This is a genomic window from Mesorhizobium sp. WSM4840 (genome assembly GCF_055811755.1).
The window spans coordinates 115,037-132,728 of sequence record NZ_JBVVQD010000002.1 but is presented as its reverse complement, the minus strand read 5'-3'; the positions used below and the strand labels follow the sequence as shown (position 1 = coordinate 132,728).

Below are 17,692 nucleotides of genomic sequence, written 5' to 3'. Positions count from 1 at the left end.
GAGCGGGTCTCCGGCAAGCGGCAACCCGCGAAAGCTCTGAACAGGCTCAGAATCTGCACAAACTGACAGGAAAAAACCCGTAAGCGCAAGCCCGTGCTACCGGTTCGGGCCGGTTACGCGGGCTTTCTGGGGATAAAACTGGCGAAGTCCGCAAGCCAATGCTTGTCGCCCAAAAGTGCGCAGCGGTTGTGGGGCAACGACATGCATAAAAAACAAAGATTTCAAGCGCGTCGCAGCCATCCAAATGCGACGCGCTTTTGTTTTTCGGGCCGGTCAGGCCTGATCGTTGATGAGTCTTCTCAGCAATTCGAGCTCCTGCGCCAGCGTGTTGTCGACGCCTGAAAGATCCTCGATCTTGCGCACGGCATGCAGCACCGTCGTGTGATCGCGGCCACCGAAACGCCGTCCGATCTCCGGCAAGGAGCGCGGTGTCATCACTTTCGACAGGTACATTGCGACCTGCCGCGGCTTGACGATCGTGCGCGTGCGACGGTTAGACAGAAGTTCGGTCTTCGACACATTGTAGTGGCGCGCGACGATGCGCTGGATGTCCTCGATGCGCACCCGCTTCGGCTCGCCCGAACGATAGATGTGGCCGAGGATCTCGTCGATGCGGTCGATTGTGATCTGCGGTTCAAACGACTGGCGGAACAGGAGTTGGTTGAACGCACCTTCGAGTTCGCGCCCGCTGCCGGTCACCGTGCGAGCGACATGGTTGAGGATCTCCTCCGAGATGTCGAGCGACGCATCATCGGCCTTGGCGGTGGCAAGGCGCAGCTTGAGCATGCCGATCCGCATGGCGAAATCCGGCGCCGACATTTCGAGCGCGACGCCGCCGTTGAGGCGCGAGCGGACGCGAGGCTCCAGCGATTCCAGTTCCGACGGCGGCCGGTCGGCTGCGACCACCACCTGCTTGGCGCTGTCGAGCAGCATGTTGATCAGATGGCAGAATTCATGCTGGATCGACTTGCCTTGCAGGAACTGCATGTCGTCGATGATGAGAAGATCGATGTCGCGCAGCTGTTCCTTCAGCGTCAGTGCGTTGTTGTCGCGGATCGCGGTGGCAAACCGCCACATGAAATATTCGGCGGTGAGATAGACTACACGCGACTTCGGATTCTGCTTCAGCGATTCCGCCGCGATCGCCTGCAGCAGGTGAGTCTTGCCCAGTCCCACCGTCGCGTGAAGAAACAGCGGATTGAAGCGCACCGCGCTCGACTGCGATTCCGCCACCGCTTTGGCGGCGGCGAAGGCCACCCGGTTTGACGGTCCCTCGATGAAGGAGCCGAACGTGTAGCGCGGGTCTAGCGGCGAACCGAGCACATTGTGCCGGAACTCGGTCTCTGCAGGCGTTCCCGGGCGAGGTGCCGGTACCCGCTCCAACCTGCCGGGGCTTGCTGTTCCCGCGGCCAGCGCCGTTTGCGCTTGCCTGGTCATCTTGCGCGCCGGGGCCACTTCGGGCTCGACGCCGTTGCGCCCCGGGCGGGTAGCGGTGCGCACCACGATCTCGATCTTGAGGATTTCAGGATCCTCGTGTTTCCACAGCTCGGCGATAAGGTCGAGATAGTGGCCGTTGATCCACGAGCGCAGGAAGGCGGTGGGAACCGAGATGCGGACAATGCCCCGGGACGCCTCGGCGACCTTCATGCGTCCGAACCAGCTCGAATAGACTTCGGTTCCCAGACGCGCCTTCAACTGGGCCTTGACCCGGTCGAACTTTTGTTCCGCGTCGATGGAAGCCGACATATCGTCCCCTTCGGTTAAGGTTCCAGGGAATGGGAGGTCGCCCGTAAGCTCCCTTTCGATGCCGCTCTGCATGATCGAGTTCCTTGTCCTTTTGTACCTTTTTCCGCCGGGAATGCGCCTCCTGCATCCATGTTTCCGGCGACCGTGTCCTTGCTGCGACACCATCGCCGCCGCCGGCAGATGATGTCGCCTCATTGTCAGGGAACCGGCGCCGCCTCATCAGAGCCAGCCCGCTTTGGTCATGTCAGGGCAATACAATTCCCTCCGGCGAAAACGCCGGCGCGTTATTGATCTGCCATGTACAATTACGCCAATCCCCTACCGTATCGAAAAGACAAACCAAGCCCGTACGCGGAAATGATCCACGTCACGAATTCTGCCATTTTTGCTGGCCGATTCAGGCTGGGTTAAGGGCCAACGGCCCGTCCCTCTCGATAGACCGACATTAACGAAATCGCTGTGGATAGGGCAAGGCCACGACTAACGGATTTTTAAGGAATGTGGTTAGCGCAGAGGGGTTCGGAGCCTGCGTTGCACTGGCATGTTTTGACAAAGCCATTGTGATTCAAACCCTTTTCCGGCGAATATGAAAAAGGCCGCCTCGCGCGAAATTTTCTGAAATAATTTTCTTGACAGGCAAATGTTCCCCGTCCCTCGCGCCAGATGTGAACAAGCTGTGGATGACCGTCAATAACTTATTGAAAAATAAAGTTTATTTTTGACAGCTGATATTTTTGCCGTGAACGCTTTCAGCGGCTGCGCCTATCAGCAGGCATGTATATGCCGGCAAAGCATTTCGAACATTGAAATCGTGCGGAGTGTCTGTTTGGGAGATTTCTTTTTAAGTACTTGCCGGCAAACGAAAAACCCGGCACGAGCGGCCGGGCTTGAAGAAGGCAAGATCAGTAAAGGTATATTAGGCCGACAGCACCTTGAGTCGCTGGGCCAGGCGCGACACCTTGCGCGATGCCGTATTCTTGTGCACCACGCCCTTGGTCGCGGCGCGCATCAATTCCGGTTCCGCCACCTTGAAAGCAGCCTGCGCGGCAGCCTTGTCGCCCGAGGCGAGCGCCTCTTCGACCTGGCGGATGTAGGTCCGCACGCGCGAGCGGCGGTTCTTGTTAATCGCCGTGCGACGGGCGATCTTGCGCGTTGCCTTTTTGGCCGAGGAGGTATTGGCCATGATGCCTCTCTTCTGATCTGGTGGGCGCATGCGGGATGTCGCAGGGCGCAAAAACAAACGGGCAGCCACAGGGCCGCCTCGGTTGGTGCGGCTTATAGTTCAGCTTTTCCGGCGCGTCAACGCTGCTTCGCCTTCTTTTTGGCCGCTGCTGTCGCTCGCTTCTGGCCGCTGTCGTCACGATCTATCGGTTCGTGAAATTTGGCTTCCGCTTCTCGGCAAAGGCCGCCATGCCTTCCTTCTGGTCATCGAGGGCAAACAACGAGTGAAACAGCCGGCGCTCGAACCGCAGCCCTTCGGCCAGTGTCGTTTCATAGGCGCGGTTGACGGCCTCTTTCGCCATCATCACCGACGGCAGCGAAAAATCGGCTATCTTGGCTGCCGCCTTCAACGCCTCCTCGAGCAGCTCGACGGCGGGCACGACACGTGACACCAGGCCGCAACGCTCGGCTTCCGCCGCATCCATCATCCGTCCGGTCAGGCACATGTCCATCGCCTTCGATTTGCCGACGAAGCGGGTGAGGCGCTGTGATCCGCCCATGCCCGGCATGACGCCGAGCGTGATCTCGGGTTGGCCGAATTTGGCGTTGTCGGCGGCGATGATGAAATCGCACATCATCGCCAGTTCGCAGCCGCCGCCAAGCGCATAGCCGGCCACCGCCGCGATAACAGGCTTGCGCGCCCGGGTGAACTCTTCCCAGCCGACAAAGAAATCCTGCACATAGGCGTCGACAAAGGAGATCGCCTGCATTTCCTTGATGTCCGCACCTGCCGCGAAGGCTTTTTCGGAGCCAGTGATGACCATCGCGCCGATGTCGGCATTCGCGCAGAAGCCGTTCACGGCCGCGACCACTTCCGTCAGGACCTGAGAGTTCAGCGCATTGAGCGCCTTCGGCCGGTTCAGCGTGATCAGCCCGACCTTGCCGCGGATTTCGACGATAATCGTTTCATGGGCCATGACTGTATCTCCTCACTCGGTCATCTGGCTTACATCTGGCGTCCAGCTTGGCATCTAGGTCACACCCGGCACCTAGCTCACAACTGACAAGTCCGGCAGTAGAAGGTGGAACGCCCGCTTTGCACGATGCGCTCTATGTGGCCGCCGCAGCCGTGCTTGGAGCAGGGTTCGCCCTCGCGATCATAGACCGCGAACGAATGCTGGAAATAGCCCAAAGACCCGTCGGTCTGCACATAGTCGCGCAGCGACGATCCGCCGGCGGCGATCGCATCGGCAATCACCGCGCGGATTGCTTCGGCAAGGGCGTCGCGCTGCTGTTTGGCCCTCTTTCCAGGCTTTGCGATGGTGCCTGCCTCGCGCAACGGCGACAGACCGGCGCGCCACAGGGCCTCCGACACATAGATATTGCCGAGCCCGGCGATCAACCGCTGATCGAGAAGTGCTGCCTTCAGCGGCGACTTCCGGCCTTTCAGCAGCGAGGCGAGCAGCTCGCCGTCCAAAGCATTGCCTGTCGGCTCGACGCCCAGCCCCGCCAGCATCGGATGCGTGTCGGGCGCCCCTTCGCAAAACAGCATGAAGCCGAAACGGCGCGGATCGTTGAAGGTCACACGGGACCGGGCGCCTTCGGGAGAGACGATATGGAAGACGACATGGTCGTGCACCGCACTTTTCGAGCGCTCGAGATAAAACGCGCCCAACATTTTGCTGCTATCGGGCATTTCGCCGTCATCGGACGTTTCAATGCGGAACGAACCCGACATGCCGAGATGGCAGATCAGCACCGGACCGCCTTCGAGATGCATCGTCAGGTATTTGGCCCGGCGGCCGAGCGCCGTAATCGTCTTGCCGGTCAGCCTCTCCAAGAATTTTTCGGGAAACGGAAAGCGCAGGTCGGGCCGGCGTGTCTCGACGCGGGCGATGCGGGCGCCTTCCAGAACCGGCTGCAGGCCCCGCCGCACCGTTTCGACCTCAGGCAACTCAGGCATGGCCGCCTATCGTTGTATAGAAGGAGGTGCCGTGACGGCCGCGTGCCAGCCCAAGATGCTCGGCGACGGTTTCACCGATGTCGGCGAACGTCGTTCTGAGCCCAATGTCGCCGCCAAAACCTGGTCCCGTGCCGATCACCGGAATGCGTTCGCGTGTATGATCGGTGCCCTGCCAGGTCGGATCGTTGCCATGGTCGGCCGTGAGGATGAGAAGGTCGCCGTGCCTCAGCCGTGCAAGCGCCTCCGGCAGCCGCCGGTCGAAGGCTTCGAGCGCGGCGGCATAGCCGGCAACGTCGCGCCGATGGCCGAACTCTGTGTCGAAATCGACGAAATTGGCGAAGACGAGATCGCCGTCGCCCGCGTCATCCATCGCGCCGAGCGCCTTGTCGAACATCGCCATGTTGCCGGCGGCCTTGCGTACTTCCGATATGCCGCGATGGGCGAAGATGTCGCCGATCTTGCCGACCGCGATGACCCGGCTGCCGCGCGCCGTCAACCGGTCGAGCAGGGTCGGTTCGGGCGGCGGCACCGAATGGTCCCGGCGGTTGTGCGTCCGTTCGAAGCTGGCGGCGGTTTCCCCAATGAAAGGCCGCGCGATCACCCGTCCGATGTTCAGCGGATCGACCAGCCTGCGCACCACCTTGCAGAATTCGTAGAGCCGTTCCAGTCCGAAGTGAACTTCATGCGCGGCGATCTGCAGGACGGAGTCGACCGAAGTGTAGCAGATCGGCTTGCCGGTGCGGATATGCTCCTCGCCGAAACGCTCGATGATCTCGGTGCCCGCGGCATGGCAATTGCCGAGAATGCCCGGCACCTCTCCTTCGCGGATGATCGCTTCGGTCAGATCGGCTGGAAAGGCGGGAACTGTGTCCGGGAAATAGCCCCAGTCGAAGCGGACCGGCAAGGCGGCGATTTCCCAATGGCCCGATGGCGTGTCCTTGCCGCTCGAAATCTCCTGCGCCGCGCCATGGAAGGCGGAGGCGAACTGGACCTTGCTGCCGATGTCGATGCTGAATCCCGTCGCTGTTTTCGCCGCGTGACCCAGGCCGAGCGAGAGCATGTTGGGTACGAAAAGTGGGCCTTTGCGCAGCCCCTCGCGATCCGCCCGGCCCTCCGCGCAGGCTCTGGCGATGTGTCCGAACGTGTTGGAACCGGCGTCGCCATAGCGCTCGGCGTCAGCCGCGCCGCCGATGCCGAAGGAATCGAGAACAAAAAGAAAGGCGCGCGCCATTGCAGGGGTTCATTATTATCGTTTGTCTGTCCGCCCAGACATAGGGGGCCGCGCCGACATTGGCAATTCGGAAGCAGACGGCTTGGCGCGATAGTTGAGATGTGGCCACGAACCGTGCCGATGTCATCCCCGCCATTCGGCGCGTAGTGCGTTCGACCAGGCCGCACCAGCAGAGCCACGATGGCCGCAGCCATCCTGCGCCCGGCGTCAGGTAACGGCCGATAGCAATGGCGATCGGAGTCGAGCGCGGTCAGCAGGTGCTGCAGGGAATCGTTGGGCTTCTGCGGGGCCTGAGATAATAGGTTTCGCCCATCGATATCGAGTCGAAAGCCGAACTCAATCCAAGCCGTTTCTCACTGTCCGCCGACCAGGTAATGATCGGCTGGTATGCGAGATTGCTTTCGACGCGAATGAGAAAGGTGCCCTTGATCTCGAGCGTCGGTGCAACCGTGGTGATGGAGTTCTTGGCGGCGGCGGCGCTGAAGGCGCCACCGACCATCTTGCGTGACCAAACGACCACCACCTTCGGCGTCGCTTCGTCCGTGACCTGGATTGCGGTGATGATGATTTCCGGGGTCGATCGGTTGTACGGCTGAAGGGTGGAGTTGCCGATCTGCATGATCGCATTGAGATCGGCTGCCGTGATGGTCTGCTGCTGGGTAACGAGATCCGCCACCATGCTGCCGATGCGACTGACCTTCTTGCTGGTTTCGATGGCTTGCGAGGCTTCCATGGTCATGAAGTACATGATCAGCAGGACGGGCACGATGAAGGCAAACTCAACCGCCGCGACACCGCGGCGATCGCAGCAGAACCGGATGGCTTTCGTGCAGATTCCAGCGATCCCCTGATGTGCCTCCGCACGCCCCATGCCATCGTCCTTTTTCACCCACGCGACGGTGCGTTTTCAGTTGTCGAACGGCTCGTTCTGCCAGGTCACCGATGCGAAATGCAGCGTGTTGCCGTCTTTCAGATTGGCCATCGACTTGGCCATGAAATCGGTCATGACGGGCCATTTGTAAAAAACCCGCAGCATGTTTATCGATTCAGCCAAGCCCGGGGCCACCGAGAAGGTCTTCGCACTCGTGCCTTGCGTCAGCACGATCTCACCGTCTTGGATCTTGAAGCGTGCGGAGGCCGCATCGGCGAAGGTCGGATATTCGCGCAGATCCACCAGCAATCCGGGGCAGTCCTTGGCGACCATGATTTCCAGCCGGCTGCAGATCATGGTCTTCAGCGTGGCCTCCGTTACATTGGCCTGCCTTATCTGGCCCGTCCGTAGCTGGCGCGCGACATCGTCGGCGATATTGGCCATCACCTCTTGCCCGGCAAATGAAATGCAGCTCTCCAGTATGGCAAAGACGAGGAGCGCAAATGGCACCGCAAGCATCGCGAATTCCAAAGCCGTGCTGCCGCGCCGGTCGCCAAGGAAGCGCGCTGAAAAGCCTGCTGGTCCTGCTTTGCTCATGTCCCGGGCCTGCCGATCCTGAAGGGGTGTCGGAGGGAGCATTAGCGCAAACCCATTGAGGTGCGGTTTGGATGATCGTTAAATTCGAGGGAAAGGTTTTAACGGGCCGACAACCGAAGCGGCATTTCAGCGAGACGAGACGGTCAGGTCGCTACCGGCCGGCGCTCATCTCGGCTTCCGAGGCCTTCTCCGCATCGCTTTTATACGAGCTCTCGCAATACGGCGTGCAGGACATGGTCTGTATTTCGGCACGCCGATAGATGCGCACCGACGACGCGTCCTGTCGCACCACGGTGATCTGCTCGTCGACGATCGGACGGCCCTCTTGATCTAGGACAACGAGGTTGGTGACGCCGAAGCCCTTGCCCGTCAGCACGATCGTCGAAGCATCCTGCACGGCGGCGTCGGCGATCGCCGGGTTGCCGACGACGATCGTATCGGCGGCGCGCGACAGTTTGACGATCTTCGCCTGGTTCATCGTGACCTCGATGCCGGCACCAGCCTTGGCCGGCACGACAAAGGCCGTGGCGGCAAGAAGCGCGACAATCGGAAAGGACGATCTCGGCCCGGTCATTGAAGTGCTCCACGGCGGCAAACTGCTCAACGGAACATGAACGAGATTGGTGAACCAACGGTTAAGCGGATGGGGAGGCGTGATGATGTCGGGATTGGCATCGTGATCGCCTGAAGCGGATCGCCCCTTTCCCAATCGGTGAATTGCGGCTTTCGCGCCCTTTGACGTGCCGGTCGGGTCCATTAGGCGTCACTTAGTTTACGGTTAACCACGCCATGTCATCGAAGCCGGAAAGGAATCGGTAAGGCTGTTTATTAAGCCGATCGAAAGAGCTTCTCCATAGATTAGCAGCATCCGATCAGCCGCCAAGAGAAGTTGACGGAATTGCTGTAACACCTGGAGTAGGAGCTCTCGAATGTCTAATCTCATTGCACGTTTTGTGAAGGACGAATCCGGCGCGACCGCTATCGAATACGGTCTGATCGCCGCTCTCATCGCGCTCGCCATCATGGTCGGCGCCGGCTCGCTGGGCGACGCGCTGAACGCGAAGTTCAACGGGATCGCCACTTCGATCAACAATTCGTAACAGATCACGAAGTCCGGTCGTTTTCCAGAACAGGGCCGCCTCACTGGCGGCCCTGTTTCGTCGTACCGGCAGTTTTTCAGCTCGCAACCTCATCAATCGTTAATCGAACATGTCTAGGCTGGGCTAGGCATAGTTGACCATAGGCCCGCGCCGATGCTTGAAGCCCTGATCTTCGTCGTCTTTCCGTTCTGCATGCTCTTTGCCGCGATCTCCGACATGCTGTCGATGACGATCGCCAATCGCGTGCCGGTGCTGCTTGTGGCCGTCTTCGCCCTGGTCGCGCCGCTGACGGGCATGGACTGGGCAACCTATGGCTGGCATTTCGCCGCCGGCGGCCTGGTTCTCGCCGTAACCTTCGGTCTGTTCGCGCTCGGCGGCATGGGAGGCGGCGACGCCAAGCTGCTGGCCGCCACCGCCATCTGGATGGGACTGAACATCCATCTCGTCGAATATCTCGTAACCTCGACATTCATCGGTGGCCTGCTGACGCTCGCCATCCTCGTCTATCGGAAATCGCCGCTTGCGGCCGTCACAAGCCACAATCCGTTTCTACGCCACTTCGCCGACGAGACATCAGGCGTTCCCTATGGCATCGCGCTTGGCATTGGCGGGCTGCTCACCTTTCCGAACTCGCCGTTGATGGCGTGGGCGCTGGCAAGGCTGGCGGCTTAATTCTCGCCACCATCCTTCCCTCGTCAGGCCATCCTTCCCTCGTCAGGCCAGCCTTCCCTTCTTCGATTCGGCGTTTGAGCAGGCGGCTCGGCCGCCTTTTTGCGGGCCGGACCGGATGCCTCAAATTTATGTAAACCTTAAATTAATCACGATCGTAAGTATTAAATTAACCTTGTTTTGACGATTGCCGATGCAAGGTCCGGCTTGGCTACGTGGATTTGCCAAGACAAGGTTCGGACAGATGCCAGCATCCCGACTGATCATTCTGGGCGTGGCGGTGGCCGCGGCAGGTGGCGCAGGATATGTCGCAAAAAACATGGCCACGGCTCCGCCGCCTCAAATCGTCGATTCCGGCCCCAAGGCGCCGGCAATCGCACTGCAGGACGTGCTTGTCCTGTCCGGCGATGTTCCGATGGGCAGCCCGCTCGAGAACAACATCAGCTGGCAGTCCTGGCCGGCCGACGGCATCAACGCGAATTTCATAACCCGCGCCGCGGAGCCCGATGCGCTTGAGAAGCTGAAAGGCGGCGTCGCCCGTGTAGCGATGTATGCCGGTGAGCCGTTGCGGCGCTCCAAGCTGATCGGCGAGGGACAAAGCTTCATGTCGTCGATCCTGCCCTCCGGGATGCGGGCAGTCGCCACAGCCGTATCGGCCGACACTTCGGCCGGCGGCTTTATTCTTCCCAACGATTTCGTCGACGTCATCATGACCCGCAGAGCCGATGCCGCGGGCGGCGGCAGCGGCTTTACGACCGAGACCATCCTCAAGAACATTCGCGTCCTGGCGATCGACCAGACCATCCAGGAGGACGAGGAAGGCAAGCGGACCAGGGTCGGCCAGACCGCCACCCTGGAACTGACACCGCAGCAGGCGGAAATCATCACCGTCGCCCAGCAGATGGCGGATCGCCTGACATTGGCGCTGCGGTCGATCACCGACACCCAGGAGAAGAATCTGGGCGAGGCCGACTATCTCGTTTCCGGCAATGGCCGGCGCGGAACAGTGCGCCTGATCAAGTCGGGCGAAGTTTCCGAAGTGGGAGCAAGGCAATGAGGCTAAACGCTGGACTGCCGGTCACACTGGCTGCGGCAATCGGCCTGTTCCTGCTTGGATCGAATGCACATGGCCTCCTCGAGGCGAATGCGGCAAGCAGGAACGCCGAGGTGTCGGCTTCGACCGCCACCCAGCGCGTCAAGCTCGGTCTCAACAAATCGGTGGTCATCGACCTGCCGAGCGATGCCTATGATATACTGGTCGCCAACCCGGCGGTCGCCGATGCGGTGACCCGCACCGCCAGGCGCATCTATCTCTTCGGAAAGGCGGTGGGCGACACCAACATCTTCGTCTTCGGCCCCAATGGCGAACAGATCGTCAGCCTGGATCTGGCAGTCGAACGCGACGTCGCCGGACTGGAAGACTATATCAGACGCTTCATCCCATCATCGGCCATCACTGTCGAATTGCTGAACGACAACGTCGTCCTGACCGGAACCGTGGACACTCCCCTGGATGCCAAGCGCGCGGTCGATCTGGCCACCATCTTCGTGTCCGGCGGTGAAGCGACCACCGGACAATATTCGCAGACCGCCTCCGGCGGCTCGGCCGAATCCGGTGTCGACATCGACAATCCGGATTCCGAGCGTCGCGTCAGCCAGATCGTCAACCTCTTGCAGATCATCGGCGACGACCAGGTGACGCTCAAGGTGACGGTGGCCGAAGTCAGCCGCTCGGTGATGAAGCAGCTCAGCGTTAACCTGATCGGCAACGGCAGCAGCAACGGCTTCTCCTTCGGCGCGATGAGTTCTCCTGCTTATGGCCTGGGCAAGCCGATTTCGCAGTACTCCAACTTACAGTTGGGTGACGCGCTCGGAAACGGACTTCAGGCGTATATCAATGCCATGGAGCAGAGCGGCGTCATGAAGACACTCGCCGAGCCGACGCTGACCGCGGTTTCGGGCGAAAAAGCGACATTCAAAGTCGGCGGCGAATTCAATCTCATCACAAGCCGGACGAGCAACGTTTCAGAAGACAACATAACGGGCCAGGTTACTTACAGCAATGAAAAGCTCGAATATGGAATTGGCCTCGAATTCCAGCCTGTCGTGCTCTCGGCGGGCCGCATCAGCCTTAAGGTGAGGACGTCGGTTTCGGAGCCTACGACGGAAGGCGCCACAGTGCTCGAAGCGGCCGGTGACTTGCCCGGCACCACTTTGCTGTCGATCCGAAAGCGACTGGCAGACACCACCGTTGAACTGCCTTCCGGCGGTTCGATGATGATCGCCGGCCTGGTTCGGGACGACATCAGGCAGGCGGTCGCCGGGCTGCCCGGGCTGACCAAGATCCCAGTGCTTGGCACGCTGTTCCGCAGCCGGGACTTCGTCCGCAACGAGACCGAGCTGGTCATCATCATCACGCCTTATTTGGTGAAACCGGTGACGCGCAACGCTCTTGCCAAGCCGGACGACAATTTCAACGCCGCCAGCGATGGCGCCGGCATGTTCCTAGGCCGTGTCAATCGCGTCTACGGCACCATGCAGACCGACAAGCCCAACGGCCGTTATCACGGCGTTGTCGGCTTCATCTACAAGTAAGCGGGGAAGCGGACATGTCTCAGTCAGCGTTGAAGCCCAGGACGGTCACCGTAGCGGTGCGGTCCGGCCGTTCGCGGATCTGCCGGCCGGCCATTCCGATCCTGGCGGTTGCGGTCGCGGCATTGCTGGCGGGCTGCGCCAACCGGGACAGCATCACGGTCGGCGCTGTTCCGGACGACTATCGCACCAACCATCCGATCGTCATTGCCGAGAAGAACCTGAAGATCGACCTTCCGGTCGGCGCCGGCGATCGCGGCATGACCGGGTCACAGCGCGACACGCTTCTGGGCTTCCTGGATGGCTATGACAAGAGCGCCGCTCCGACCCTGACGATCTCGATCCCGAGCGGTTCGGCCAACGAGATCGCCGCGACCGCGGCCGGTCGCGATTTCGCCAGACTTGCGATTGCCAGCGGCATCAGCCGGAACCGGATCGTCATCACCACCTACCAGTCGGTTTCGGCCGAAGCGTCCGCGCCGATCCGCGTCGCCTATGTCTCGGTGAAGGCGCAGACCGACAGATGCGGACGCTGGCCCGAAGACCTGCTGCAGACCTCGGAAAACAAGCACTATGCCGATTTCGGCTGTTCGTATCAGAACAATCTTGCCGCCCAGATGGCCAATCCGACCGATCTGCTCGGGCCGCGTAAACAGACACCCATCGATGCCGAAAGGCGTGACGTCGTCATTGATGGCTATCAAAACGCCCCGTTCTATTCGCCGATCCCGGCAACAGAAGTCGACTACTGATCGATCGCAGGTTGGAGCACGCGGACATGAGCAATCTAGCCTACGACACGGCGGTAGATGGCGGCGAAACCTCGCAGCAGGATGTCGCCGCCATGCAGGCGTTGCGGCCGATTCCGCGCATCTCGATTCAGGCATTTTGCGAGACCGAGGGCGTTGCCAATCCGGTCGAGCGCGCCGGCGAGGATCGTCGCATGGCGAAGGCCCATCTGAAGGTTCATATGGGCGGCGTCGCCACCGCCATCGAATTCTATCAATCGGCGCCGACGCCGAACCTGATCCTGCTGGAATCGCGCAGCGAGCCGACGCAATTGCTGGAGCAGCTCACGCAGCTCTCCGAATATTGCGATCCGGCCTCGAAGGTCGTGGTCATCGGCCACTACAATGATGTCGGGCTTTATCGCGAGCTCATCCGCTCCGGCATTTCCGAATATGTCATCGCGCCGGTGTCGATGGCCGATATCGTCAGCGTGATATCGTCGATTTTCGTTGATCCGGAAGCCGAGCCGATCGGCCGCTCGATCGCCTTCATCGGCGCCAAGGGTGGCGTCGGCTCCTCGACCATTGCCCACAATGTGGCTTGGGCGATGTCGTCGCTGTTCAAGTCCGAAGTGGTTGTCGCCGATCTGGACCTGGCTTTCGGAACGGCCAACATCAATTTCGATCAGGATCCGGCGCAAGGCATTGCCGAAGCGGTTTTCTCACCGGAGCGCATCGACGAGGTCTATCTCGATCGGCTGCTTGCCCAGTGCGCCCAGCATCTGTCGCTGCTTGCAGCGCCTTCAACGCTCGAGCGGGTCTACGATTTCGATCCCGACGCTTTCACGCAGCTTATCGACACGGCGCAGCGCAGCGTGCCGCTTCTGGTGCTCGATGTTCCGCACGTCTGGACAGGCTGGACCAAGAGCATACTGGTCAAGGCCGACGAGATTGTGATCACGGCGACGCCGGAACTGGCCAATCTGCGCAACACCAAGAATCTGGTCGACATGTTCAAGCGGCTTCGCCCGAACGATCCACCGCCGAAGCTGATCATCAATCAGGCCGGCGTGCCAAAGCGTCCGGAGATTGCGTCATCCGACTTCGCCGACTCGCTCGGCCTGTCGCCGATGTCGGTTATTCCCTTCGAGCCGCTGCTGTTCGGAAACGCCGCCAACAACGGGCGCATGCTCGGCGAAATGGATGCCAAGAACCCGGTTGTCGGCACGATCAACGAGATTGCGCATGTGCTGACCGGGCGCAGCGAAATCAAGGCAAGAAAGAAAGCGGGCCTCGGCAATCTCCTTGGCAAGCTCTCGCGCAGCAAGAAGTGATGCTTTCGGAGCGGGATTGGTAGTCGATCATGTTTGGTAAAAGAGGCAGCGACGACGGCAGCCGGTTCACCCCGGAATTCCGTCAGCCGGCACCTGCGCCTGCCGCGCCGGCGGCAAACCCTGCAGAAACGTCGGTTCTTGCCAAGCCCGCACCGCCGCCGTCGCTTGGCGCGTCTGCTGCGCCGCCCGTGCGCCGTGCGGTCGAGGCGCCGCCATTGGCGCCGGAGCCGAAAAAGGTCCAGCGCCAAAAGAGCGAAACCTACTACGATACCAAGAGCCAGGTCTTTTCCGCGCTCATTGATACGATCGACCTGTCGCAACTCGCCAAGCTCGATCCCGAAAGCGCACGCGAGGAAATCCGCGACATCGTCAACGACATCATCGCGATCAAGAATTTCGCGATGTCGATCGCCGAGCAGGAAGAACTGCTCGAGGACATCTGCAATGACGTGCTGGGTTACGGGCCGCTGGAACCATTGCTCGCCCGCGACGAGATCGCCGACATCATGGTCAACGGTTCCAAGAACGTCTACATCGAGGTCAACGGCAAGGTCGAGCAGACCGGCATCCGTTTCCGCGACAACCAGCAGCTCCTCAACATCTGTCAGCGCATCGTCAGCCAGGTTGGCCGCCGCGTCGATGAATCGAGCCCGATCTGCGACGCACGCCTTCCCGATGGCTCCCGCGTCAACGTCATCGCGCCGCCGCTCGCCATCGACGGCACCGCGCTCACCATCCGCAAGTTCAAGAAGGACAAGCTGACACTCGACCAGCTGGTCAAGTTCGGCGCCATTTCGCCGCACGGCGCCGAAATTCTCAAGATCATTGGACGCGTCCGCTGCAACATCGTCATTTCGGGCGGTACCGGTTCCGGCAAGACCACGCTGCTCAACTGCCTGACCAATTATATCGACCGCGAGGAGCGCGTCATCACCTGCGAGGACTCGGCCGAGCTGCAACTGCAGCAGCCGCATGTCGTACGTCTGGAAACCCGCCCGCCCAACCTGGAGGGTGAGGGCGAGGTGACCATGCGCGACCTGGTCAAGAACTGCCTGCGCATGCGGCCCGAGCGCATCATCGTCGGCGAAGTGCGCGGACCGGAGGTGTTCGATCTTCTGCAGGCGATGAACACCGGTCACGACGGCTCGATGGGCACGATCCACTCGAACAGCCCGCGCGAATGCCTGAACCGTATCGAATCGATGATCGCGATGGGCGGCTTTACGCTGCCGCAGAAAACCGTCCGTGAAATCGTCGTCGGTTCCGTGGACGTGATCATCCAGGCCGCACGCCTGCGCGACGGATCGCGGCGCATCACCCACATCACCGAGGTGATCGGAATGGAAGGCGACGTCATCATCACGCAGGACATCGTCCTCTACAACATAAAGGGCGAGGACGTGAATGGCAGGCTGCTGGGTGAGCACGTGTCGACAGGTATTGGGCGCCCGCATTTCTGGGACCGCGCCCGCTACTATGGCGAGGAACAGCGCCTCGCCAACGCGCTCGAGGCGATGGAGAAACGCGCTGACTGATGCATTTGGAGGCGTAGGGGCCAAGGTCGATGTTCGGGATTGACGGCACCGTATTGGCATTCATCGTGCTCGCCGGCTTCAGCGCCGGCGCGGTGGCCTATGCTTTTCTGTTCAAGCAGATCAGCACCGAGAAGCAAGTCGGCAGGCGGCTTGAAACGATCAAGACCGCCGAGACTGATCATGCAGTCGTCAAAGCCGCGCGCGACCGTACGGCGGAAGCAACCAAGCGGCGCAAATCGGTTCAGGATTCACTGAAGGACCTCGAACAGAAGCAAAAAACCAACCAGAGTGTCGTCAAAAAGCCGCCACTGAAGGCCCAGATTCGCCAGGCGGGCATGAAGATGTCGCTTGAGCGCTTCTATCTCTACTCGGCGGTTTGCGGCGTCGTCCTGACGTTTCTTGCCTATTTTACCGGCGCGCCGCTTTATGTCTTGCCCGGTGCGCTGCTGGTCGGCGTCCTCGGCCTGCCACGCTGGTTCGTCTCGTTTTGCCGCGCCCGCCGGGTGAAGGCGTTCCTCAACGAATTTCCGAACGCGCTCGACATCATCGTGCGTGCAGTCAAATCCGGCCTGCCGCTGAACGACGCCGTCCGCCTGATCGCCAACGAAGCCCCTGAACCGGTCAAGACCGAGTTCCGCCGCATCGTCGATTCGCAGCAGATGGGGCTGTCGATCCCCGACGCCAGCATGCGTATGGCCGAAACGATGCCGTGCACGGAAGCGAGCTTCTTCGGCATCGTCATCCAGATCCAGTCCCAGGCCGGCGGCAATCTTTCCGAGGCGCTGGGCAATCTTTCGCGCGTGCTTCGCGACCGCAAGAAAATGAAGGCCAAGGTCCAGGCGCTGTCCATGGAAGCGAAGGCGTCCGCCGTGATCATCGGCGCGTTGCCGTTCGTTGTCGCCTTTCTCGTCTACCTGACAAGCCCGAACTACATCATGCCTCTGTTCACCACCAGCGTCGGCAATCTGATCCTCGGCTGCTCGGCGGCCTGGATGTCGATCGGCATCCTGGTGATGCGCAAGATGATGAACTTCGAAGTTTAGGATTTCGAGCGTATGACTGAGAACGTCGTCAAGACCCTTACCGACCCGGCGTTCCTGATTGCCTTGCTGGTCGGCATCGCGGTATTTGCGACCGTCTTCACGCTGCTGCCTGCTTTTGGCGGAAACCAGCTCAAGGCGCGCATGAAATCCGTGGCGCTGGAGCGCGACGAATTGCGCGCCAAGCAGCGTGCGCGGCTTGCCGTCGAGGCCGATCGCCGCCGCAAGGGCCTGCGCGAGGAACAGTCGATAGGCATGCGCAATATTGTCGATCGGCTGGACCTGAGGCGCGCCCTGGCCGATGAAGGCACCTTGCAGAAACTCAAGGTGGCGGGCTTTCGCGGGCAAAATCCGCTGACGCGTTTCCTTTTCTTCCGTCTGGTCCTGCCCTTTGTCGGCTTTGCCCTGGCTGCGATGTATCTGTTCGTGCTCGGGGGTTTGCCGGAGCAGCCGCCTCTCATCAAATTGTTCGTGTGTATCGTCGTCGCCTATGCCGGTTTTTACGCGCCGGTGCTCTATGTCAACAACCGCGCCACCAAGCGCAAGCAGTCGATCCAGATGGCGTGGCCGGACGCGCTCGATCTGATGCTGATCTGCGTCGAATCCGGCATGTCGGTGGAGGCGGCGTTTCGCAAGGTCGCGGACGAGATCGGCACGCAATCGGTGGCACTTGCCGAAGAGTTCATCCTGACCAATGCCGAGCTTTCCTACTTGCAGGAACGCAAGCAGGCTTACGAAAACCTTGCAAGCCGCACCGGCCTGGAATCGGTTAAGTCGGTGTCGCAGGCGCTGGTGCAGGCCGAGCGCTACGGCACGCCGGTGGCGCACGCGCTGCGCGTGCTTGCCGGCGAAAGCCGCGACATGCGCATGAACGCTGCCGAGAAGAAGGCCGCGGCCTTGCCGCCGAAGCTCACCGTGCCAATGATTCTGTTCTTCCTGCCGGTGCTGTTCGCCATCATCCTGGGCCCCGCCGGCATCCAGGTGAGCCAGCGCGGCATCTTCGGCGACCAGCCGACATCGAGCAGCCAATAGCCAAGGCGACAATACATGCGAAAGCCGCGATGCTGATGCAACGCGGCTTTGTATTTCCGGCATGTGATGAATTGAGGGAACTGGCCGGTTCGA

The 17,692-nt window shown here is 60.8% G+C and carries 17 protein-coding genes; 9 read left to right on the top strand and 8 right to left on the bottom strand.

Annotation, left to right across the window (positions count from 1 at the left end):
• Positions 1-273: 273 nt before the first annotated feature.
• The 8 genes from dnaA to AC0L3I_RS04055 form a co-directional block, all read right to left on the bottom strand.
• A complete protein-coding gene (dnaA, locus tag AC0L3I_RS04090; protein WP_095493587.1) occupies positions 274-1,818 on the bottom strand; it encodes a chromosomal replication initiator protein DnaA in 1,545 nt (514 codons plus the stop codon).
• Positions 1,819-2,662: 844 nt separating this feature from the next.
• Entirely contained in the window at positions 2,663-2,929 is a 267-nt protein-coding gene (rpsT, locus tag AC0L3I_RS04085; RefSeq protein ID WP_029356919.1) for a 30S ribosomal protein S20, read from the bottom strand.
• A gap of 181 nt (positions 2,930-3,110) precedes the next feature.
• Entirely contained in the window at positions 3,111-3,884 is a 774-nt protein-coding gene (locus AC0L3I_RS04080) for an enoyl-CoA hydratase (protein ID WP_123146531.1), read from the bottom strand.
• Between the two features lie 77 nt (positions 3,885-3,961).
• A complete protein-coding gene (gene mutM, locus AC0L3I_RS04075) occupies positions 3,962-4,870 on the bottom strand; it encodes a bifunctional DNA-formamidopyrimidine glycosylase/DNA-(apurinic or apyrimidinic site) lyase (RefSeq protein ID WP_473526070.1) in 909 nt (302 codons plus the stop codon).
• On the bottom strand, positions 4,863-6,101 hold the full coding sequence (locus AC0L3I_RS04070) for a phosphopentomutase (RefSeq protein WP_473483815.1): 1,239 nt from the start codon (positions 6,099-6,101) through the stop codon (positions 4,863-4,865). The genes mutM and AC0L3I_RS04070 overlap by 8 nt, the downstream gene beginning before the upstream one ends.
• 250 nt (positions 6,102-6,351) lie before the next feature.
• Positions 6,352-6,972 (bottom strand): TadE/TadG family type IV pilus assembly protein, encoded by a 621-nt coding sequence (locus AC0L3I_RS04065; protein ID WP_473526069.1) that lies wholly within the window; start codon positions 6,970-6,972, stop codon positions 6,352-6,354.
• Between the two features lie 36 nt (positions 6,973-7,008).
• Complete coding sequence (locus AC0L3I_RS04060) at positions 7,009-7,569, bottom strand: TadE/TadG family type IV pilus assembly protein (protein WP_473483809.1); 561 nt, start codon at positions 7,567-7,569, stop codon at positions 7,009-7,011.
• A 151-nt stretch (positions 7,570-7,720) separates the two neighbouring features.
• Positions 7,721-8,143, bottom strand: coding sequence for a pilus assembly protein N-terminal domain-containing protein (locus tag AC0L3I_RS04055; protein ID WP_192358289.1), 423 nt, complete (start codon positions 8,141-8,143; stop codon positions 7,721-7,723).
• A gap of 355 nt (positions 8,144-8,498) precedes the next feature.
• Between AC0L3I_RS04055 and AC0L3I_RS04050 the strand changes: the two genes are divergently transcribed.
• From AC0L3I_RS04050 to AC0L3I_RS04010, 9 genes are all read left to right on the top strand, one after another.
• Entirely contained in the window at positions 8,499-8,669 is a 171-nt protein-coding gene (locus tag AC0L3I_RS04050; RefSeq protein ID WP_473526068.1) for a Flp family type IVb pilin, read from the top strand.
• A 153-nt stretch (positions 8,670-8,822) separates the two neighbouring features.
• Positions 8,823-9,341 carry an A24 family peptidase gene (locus tag AC0L3I_RS04045; RefSeq protein ID WP_473526067.1) on the top strand — a complete coding sequence of 173 codons (519 nt, stop codon included), beginning with the start codon at positions 8,823-8,825 and terminating at the stop codon, positions 9,339-9,341.
• Positions 9,342-9,582: 241 nt separating this feature from the next.
• A complete protein-coding gene (cpaB, locus tag AC0L3I_RS04040) occupies positions 9,583-10,395 on the top strand; it encodes a Flp pilus assembly protein CpaB (RefSeq protein ID WP_473526066.1) in 813 nt (270 codons plus the stop codon).
• Entirely contained in the window at positions 10,392-11,933 is a 1,542-nt protein-coding gene (locus tag AC0L3I_RS04035; protein ID WP_473526065.1) for a type II and III secretion system protein family protein, read from the top strand. Before cpaB ends, AC0L3I_RS04035 begins: the two co-directional genes overlap by 4 nt.
• A 14-nt stretch (positions 11,934-11,947) precedes the next feature.
• Positions 11,948-12,682 (top strand): CpaD family pilus assembly protein, encoded by a 735-nt coding sequence (locus tag AC0L3I_RS04030; RefSeq protein WP_473483799.1) that lies wholly within the window; start codon positions 11,948-11,950, stop codon positions 12,680-12,682.
• Between the two features lie 26 nt (positions 12,683-12,708).
• Complete coding sequence (locus AC0L3I_RS04025) at positions 12,709-13,992, top strand: CpaE/TadZ family protein (RefSeq protein WP_473483797.1); 1,284 nt, start codon at positions 12,709-12,711, stop codon at positions 13,990-13,992.
• Between the two features lie 29 nt (positions 13,993-14,021).
• Positions 14,022-15,527 carry a CpaF family protein gene (locus AC0L3I_RS04020; RefSeq protein ID WP_123146543.1) on the top strand — a complete coding sequence of 502 codons (1,506 nt, stop codon included), beginning with the start codon at positions 14,022-14,024 and terminating at the stop codon, positions 15,525-15,527.
• 29 nt (positions 15,528-15,556) lie between these two features.
• Positions 15,557-16,570: a type II secretion system F family protein gene (locus AC0L3I_RS04015; RefSeq protein ID WP_473483795.1), complete on the top strand. Its 1,014-nt coding sequence runs from the start codon at positions 15,557-15,559 to the stop codon at positions 16,568-16,570.
• Positions 16,571-16,582: 12 nt separating this feature from the next.
• A complete protein-coding gene (locus AC0L3I_RS04010; RefSeq protein ID WP_123146545.1) occupies positions 16,583-17,599 on the top strand; it encodes a type II secretion system F family protein in 1,017 nt (338 codons plus the stop codon).
• Positions 17,600-17,692 lie beyond the last annotated feature (93 nt).

Coding starts and splice junctions, on each gene's coding strand:
- dnaA (WP_095493587.1), bottom strand. CDS start 1,818: ATGCAGAGCGGCATCGAAAGGGAGCTTACGGGCGACCTCCCATTCCCT.
- rpsT (WP_029356919.1), bottom strand. CDS start 2,929: ATGGCCAATACCTCCTCGGCCAAAAAGGCAACGCGCAAGATCGCCCGT.
- AC0L3I_RS04080 (WP_123146531.1), bottom strand. CDS start 3,884: ATGGCCCATGAAACGATTATCGTCGAAATCCGCGGCAAGGTCGGGCTG.
- mutM (WP_473526070.1), bottom strand. CDS start 4,870: ATGCCTGAGTTGCCTGAGGTCGAAACGGTGCGGCGGGGCCTGCAGCCG.
- AC0L3I_RS04070 (WP_473483815.1), bottom strand. CDS start 6,101: ATGGCGCGCGCCTTTCTTTTTGTTCTCGATTCCTTCGGCATCGGCGGC.
- AC0L3I_RS04065 (WP_473526069.1), bottom strand. CDS start 6,972: ATGGGGCGTGCGGAGGCACATCAGGGGATCGCTGGAATCTGCACGAAA.
- AC0L3I_RS04060 (WP_473483809.1), bottom strand. CDS start 7,569: ATGAGCAAAGCAGGACCAGCAGGCTTTTCAGCGCGCTTCCTTGGCGAC.
- AC0L3I_RS04055 (WP_192358289.1), bottom strand. CDS start 8,143: ATGACCGGGCCGAGATCGTCCTTTCCGATTGTCGCGCTTCTTGCCGCC.
- AC0L3I_RS04050 (WP_473526068.1), top strand. CDS start 8,499: ATGTCTAATCTCATTGCACGTTTTGTGAAGGACGAATCCGGCGCGACC.
- AC0L3I_RS04045 (WP_473526067.1), top strand. CDS start 8,823: ATGCTTGAAGCCCTGATCTTCGTCGTCTTTCCGTTCTGCATGCTCTTT.
- cpaB (WP_473526066.1), top strand. CDS start 9,583: ATGCCAGCATCCCGACTGATCATTCTGGGCGTGGCGGTGGCCGCGGCA.
- AC0L3I_RS04035 (WP_473526065.1), top strand. CDS start 10,392: ATGAGGCTAAACGCTGGACTGCCGGTCACACTGGCTGCGGCAATCGGC.
- AC0L3I_RS04030 (WP_473483799.1), top strand. CDS start 11,948: ATGTCTCAGTCAGCGTTGAAGCCCAGGACGGTCACCGTAGCGGTGCGG.
- AC0L3I_RS04025 (WP_473483797.1), top strand. CDS start 12,709: ATGAGCAATCTAGCCTACGACACGGCGGTAGATGGCGGCGAAACCTCG.
- AC0L3I_RS04020 (WP_123146543.1), top strand. CDS start 14,022: ATGTTTGGTAAAAGAGGCAGCGACGACGGCAGCCGGTTCACCCCGGAA.
- AC0L3I_RS04015 (WP_473483795.1), top strand. CDS start 15,557: ATGTTCGGGATTGACGGCACCGTATTGGCATTCATCGTGCTCGCCGGC.
- AC0L3I_RS04010 (WP_123146545.1), top strand. CDS start 16,583: ATGACTGAGAACGTCGTCAAGACCCTTACCGACCCGGCGTTCCTGATT.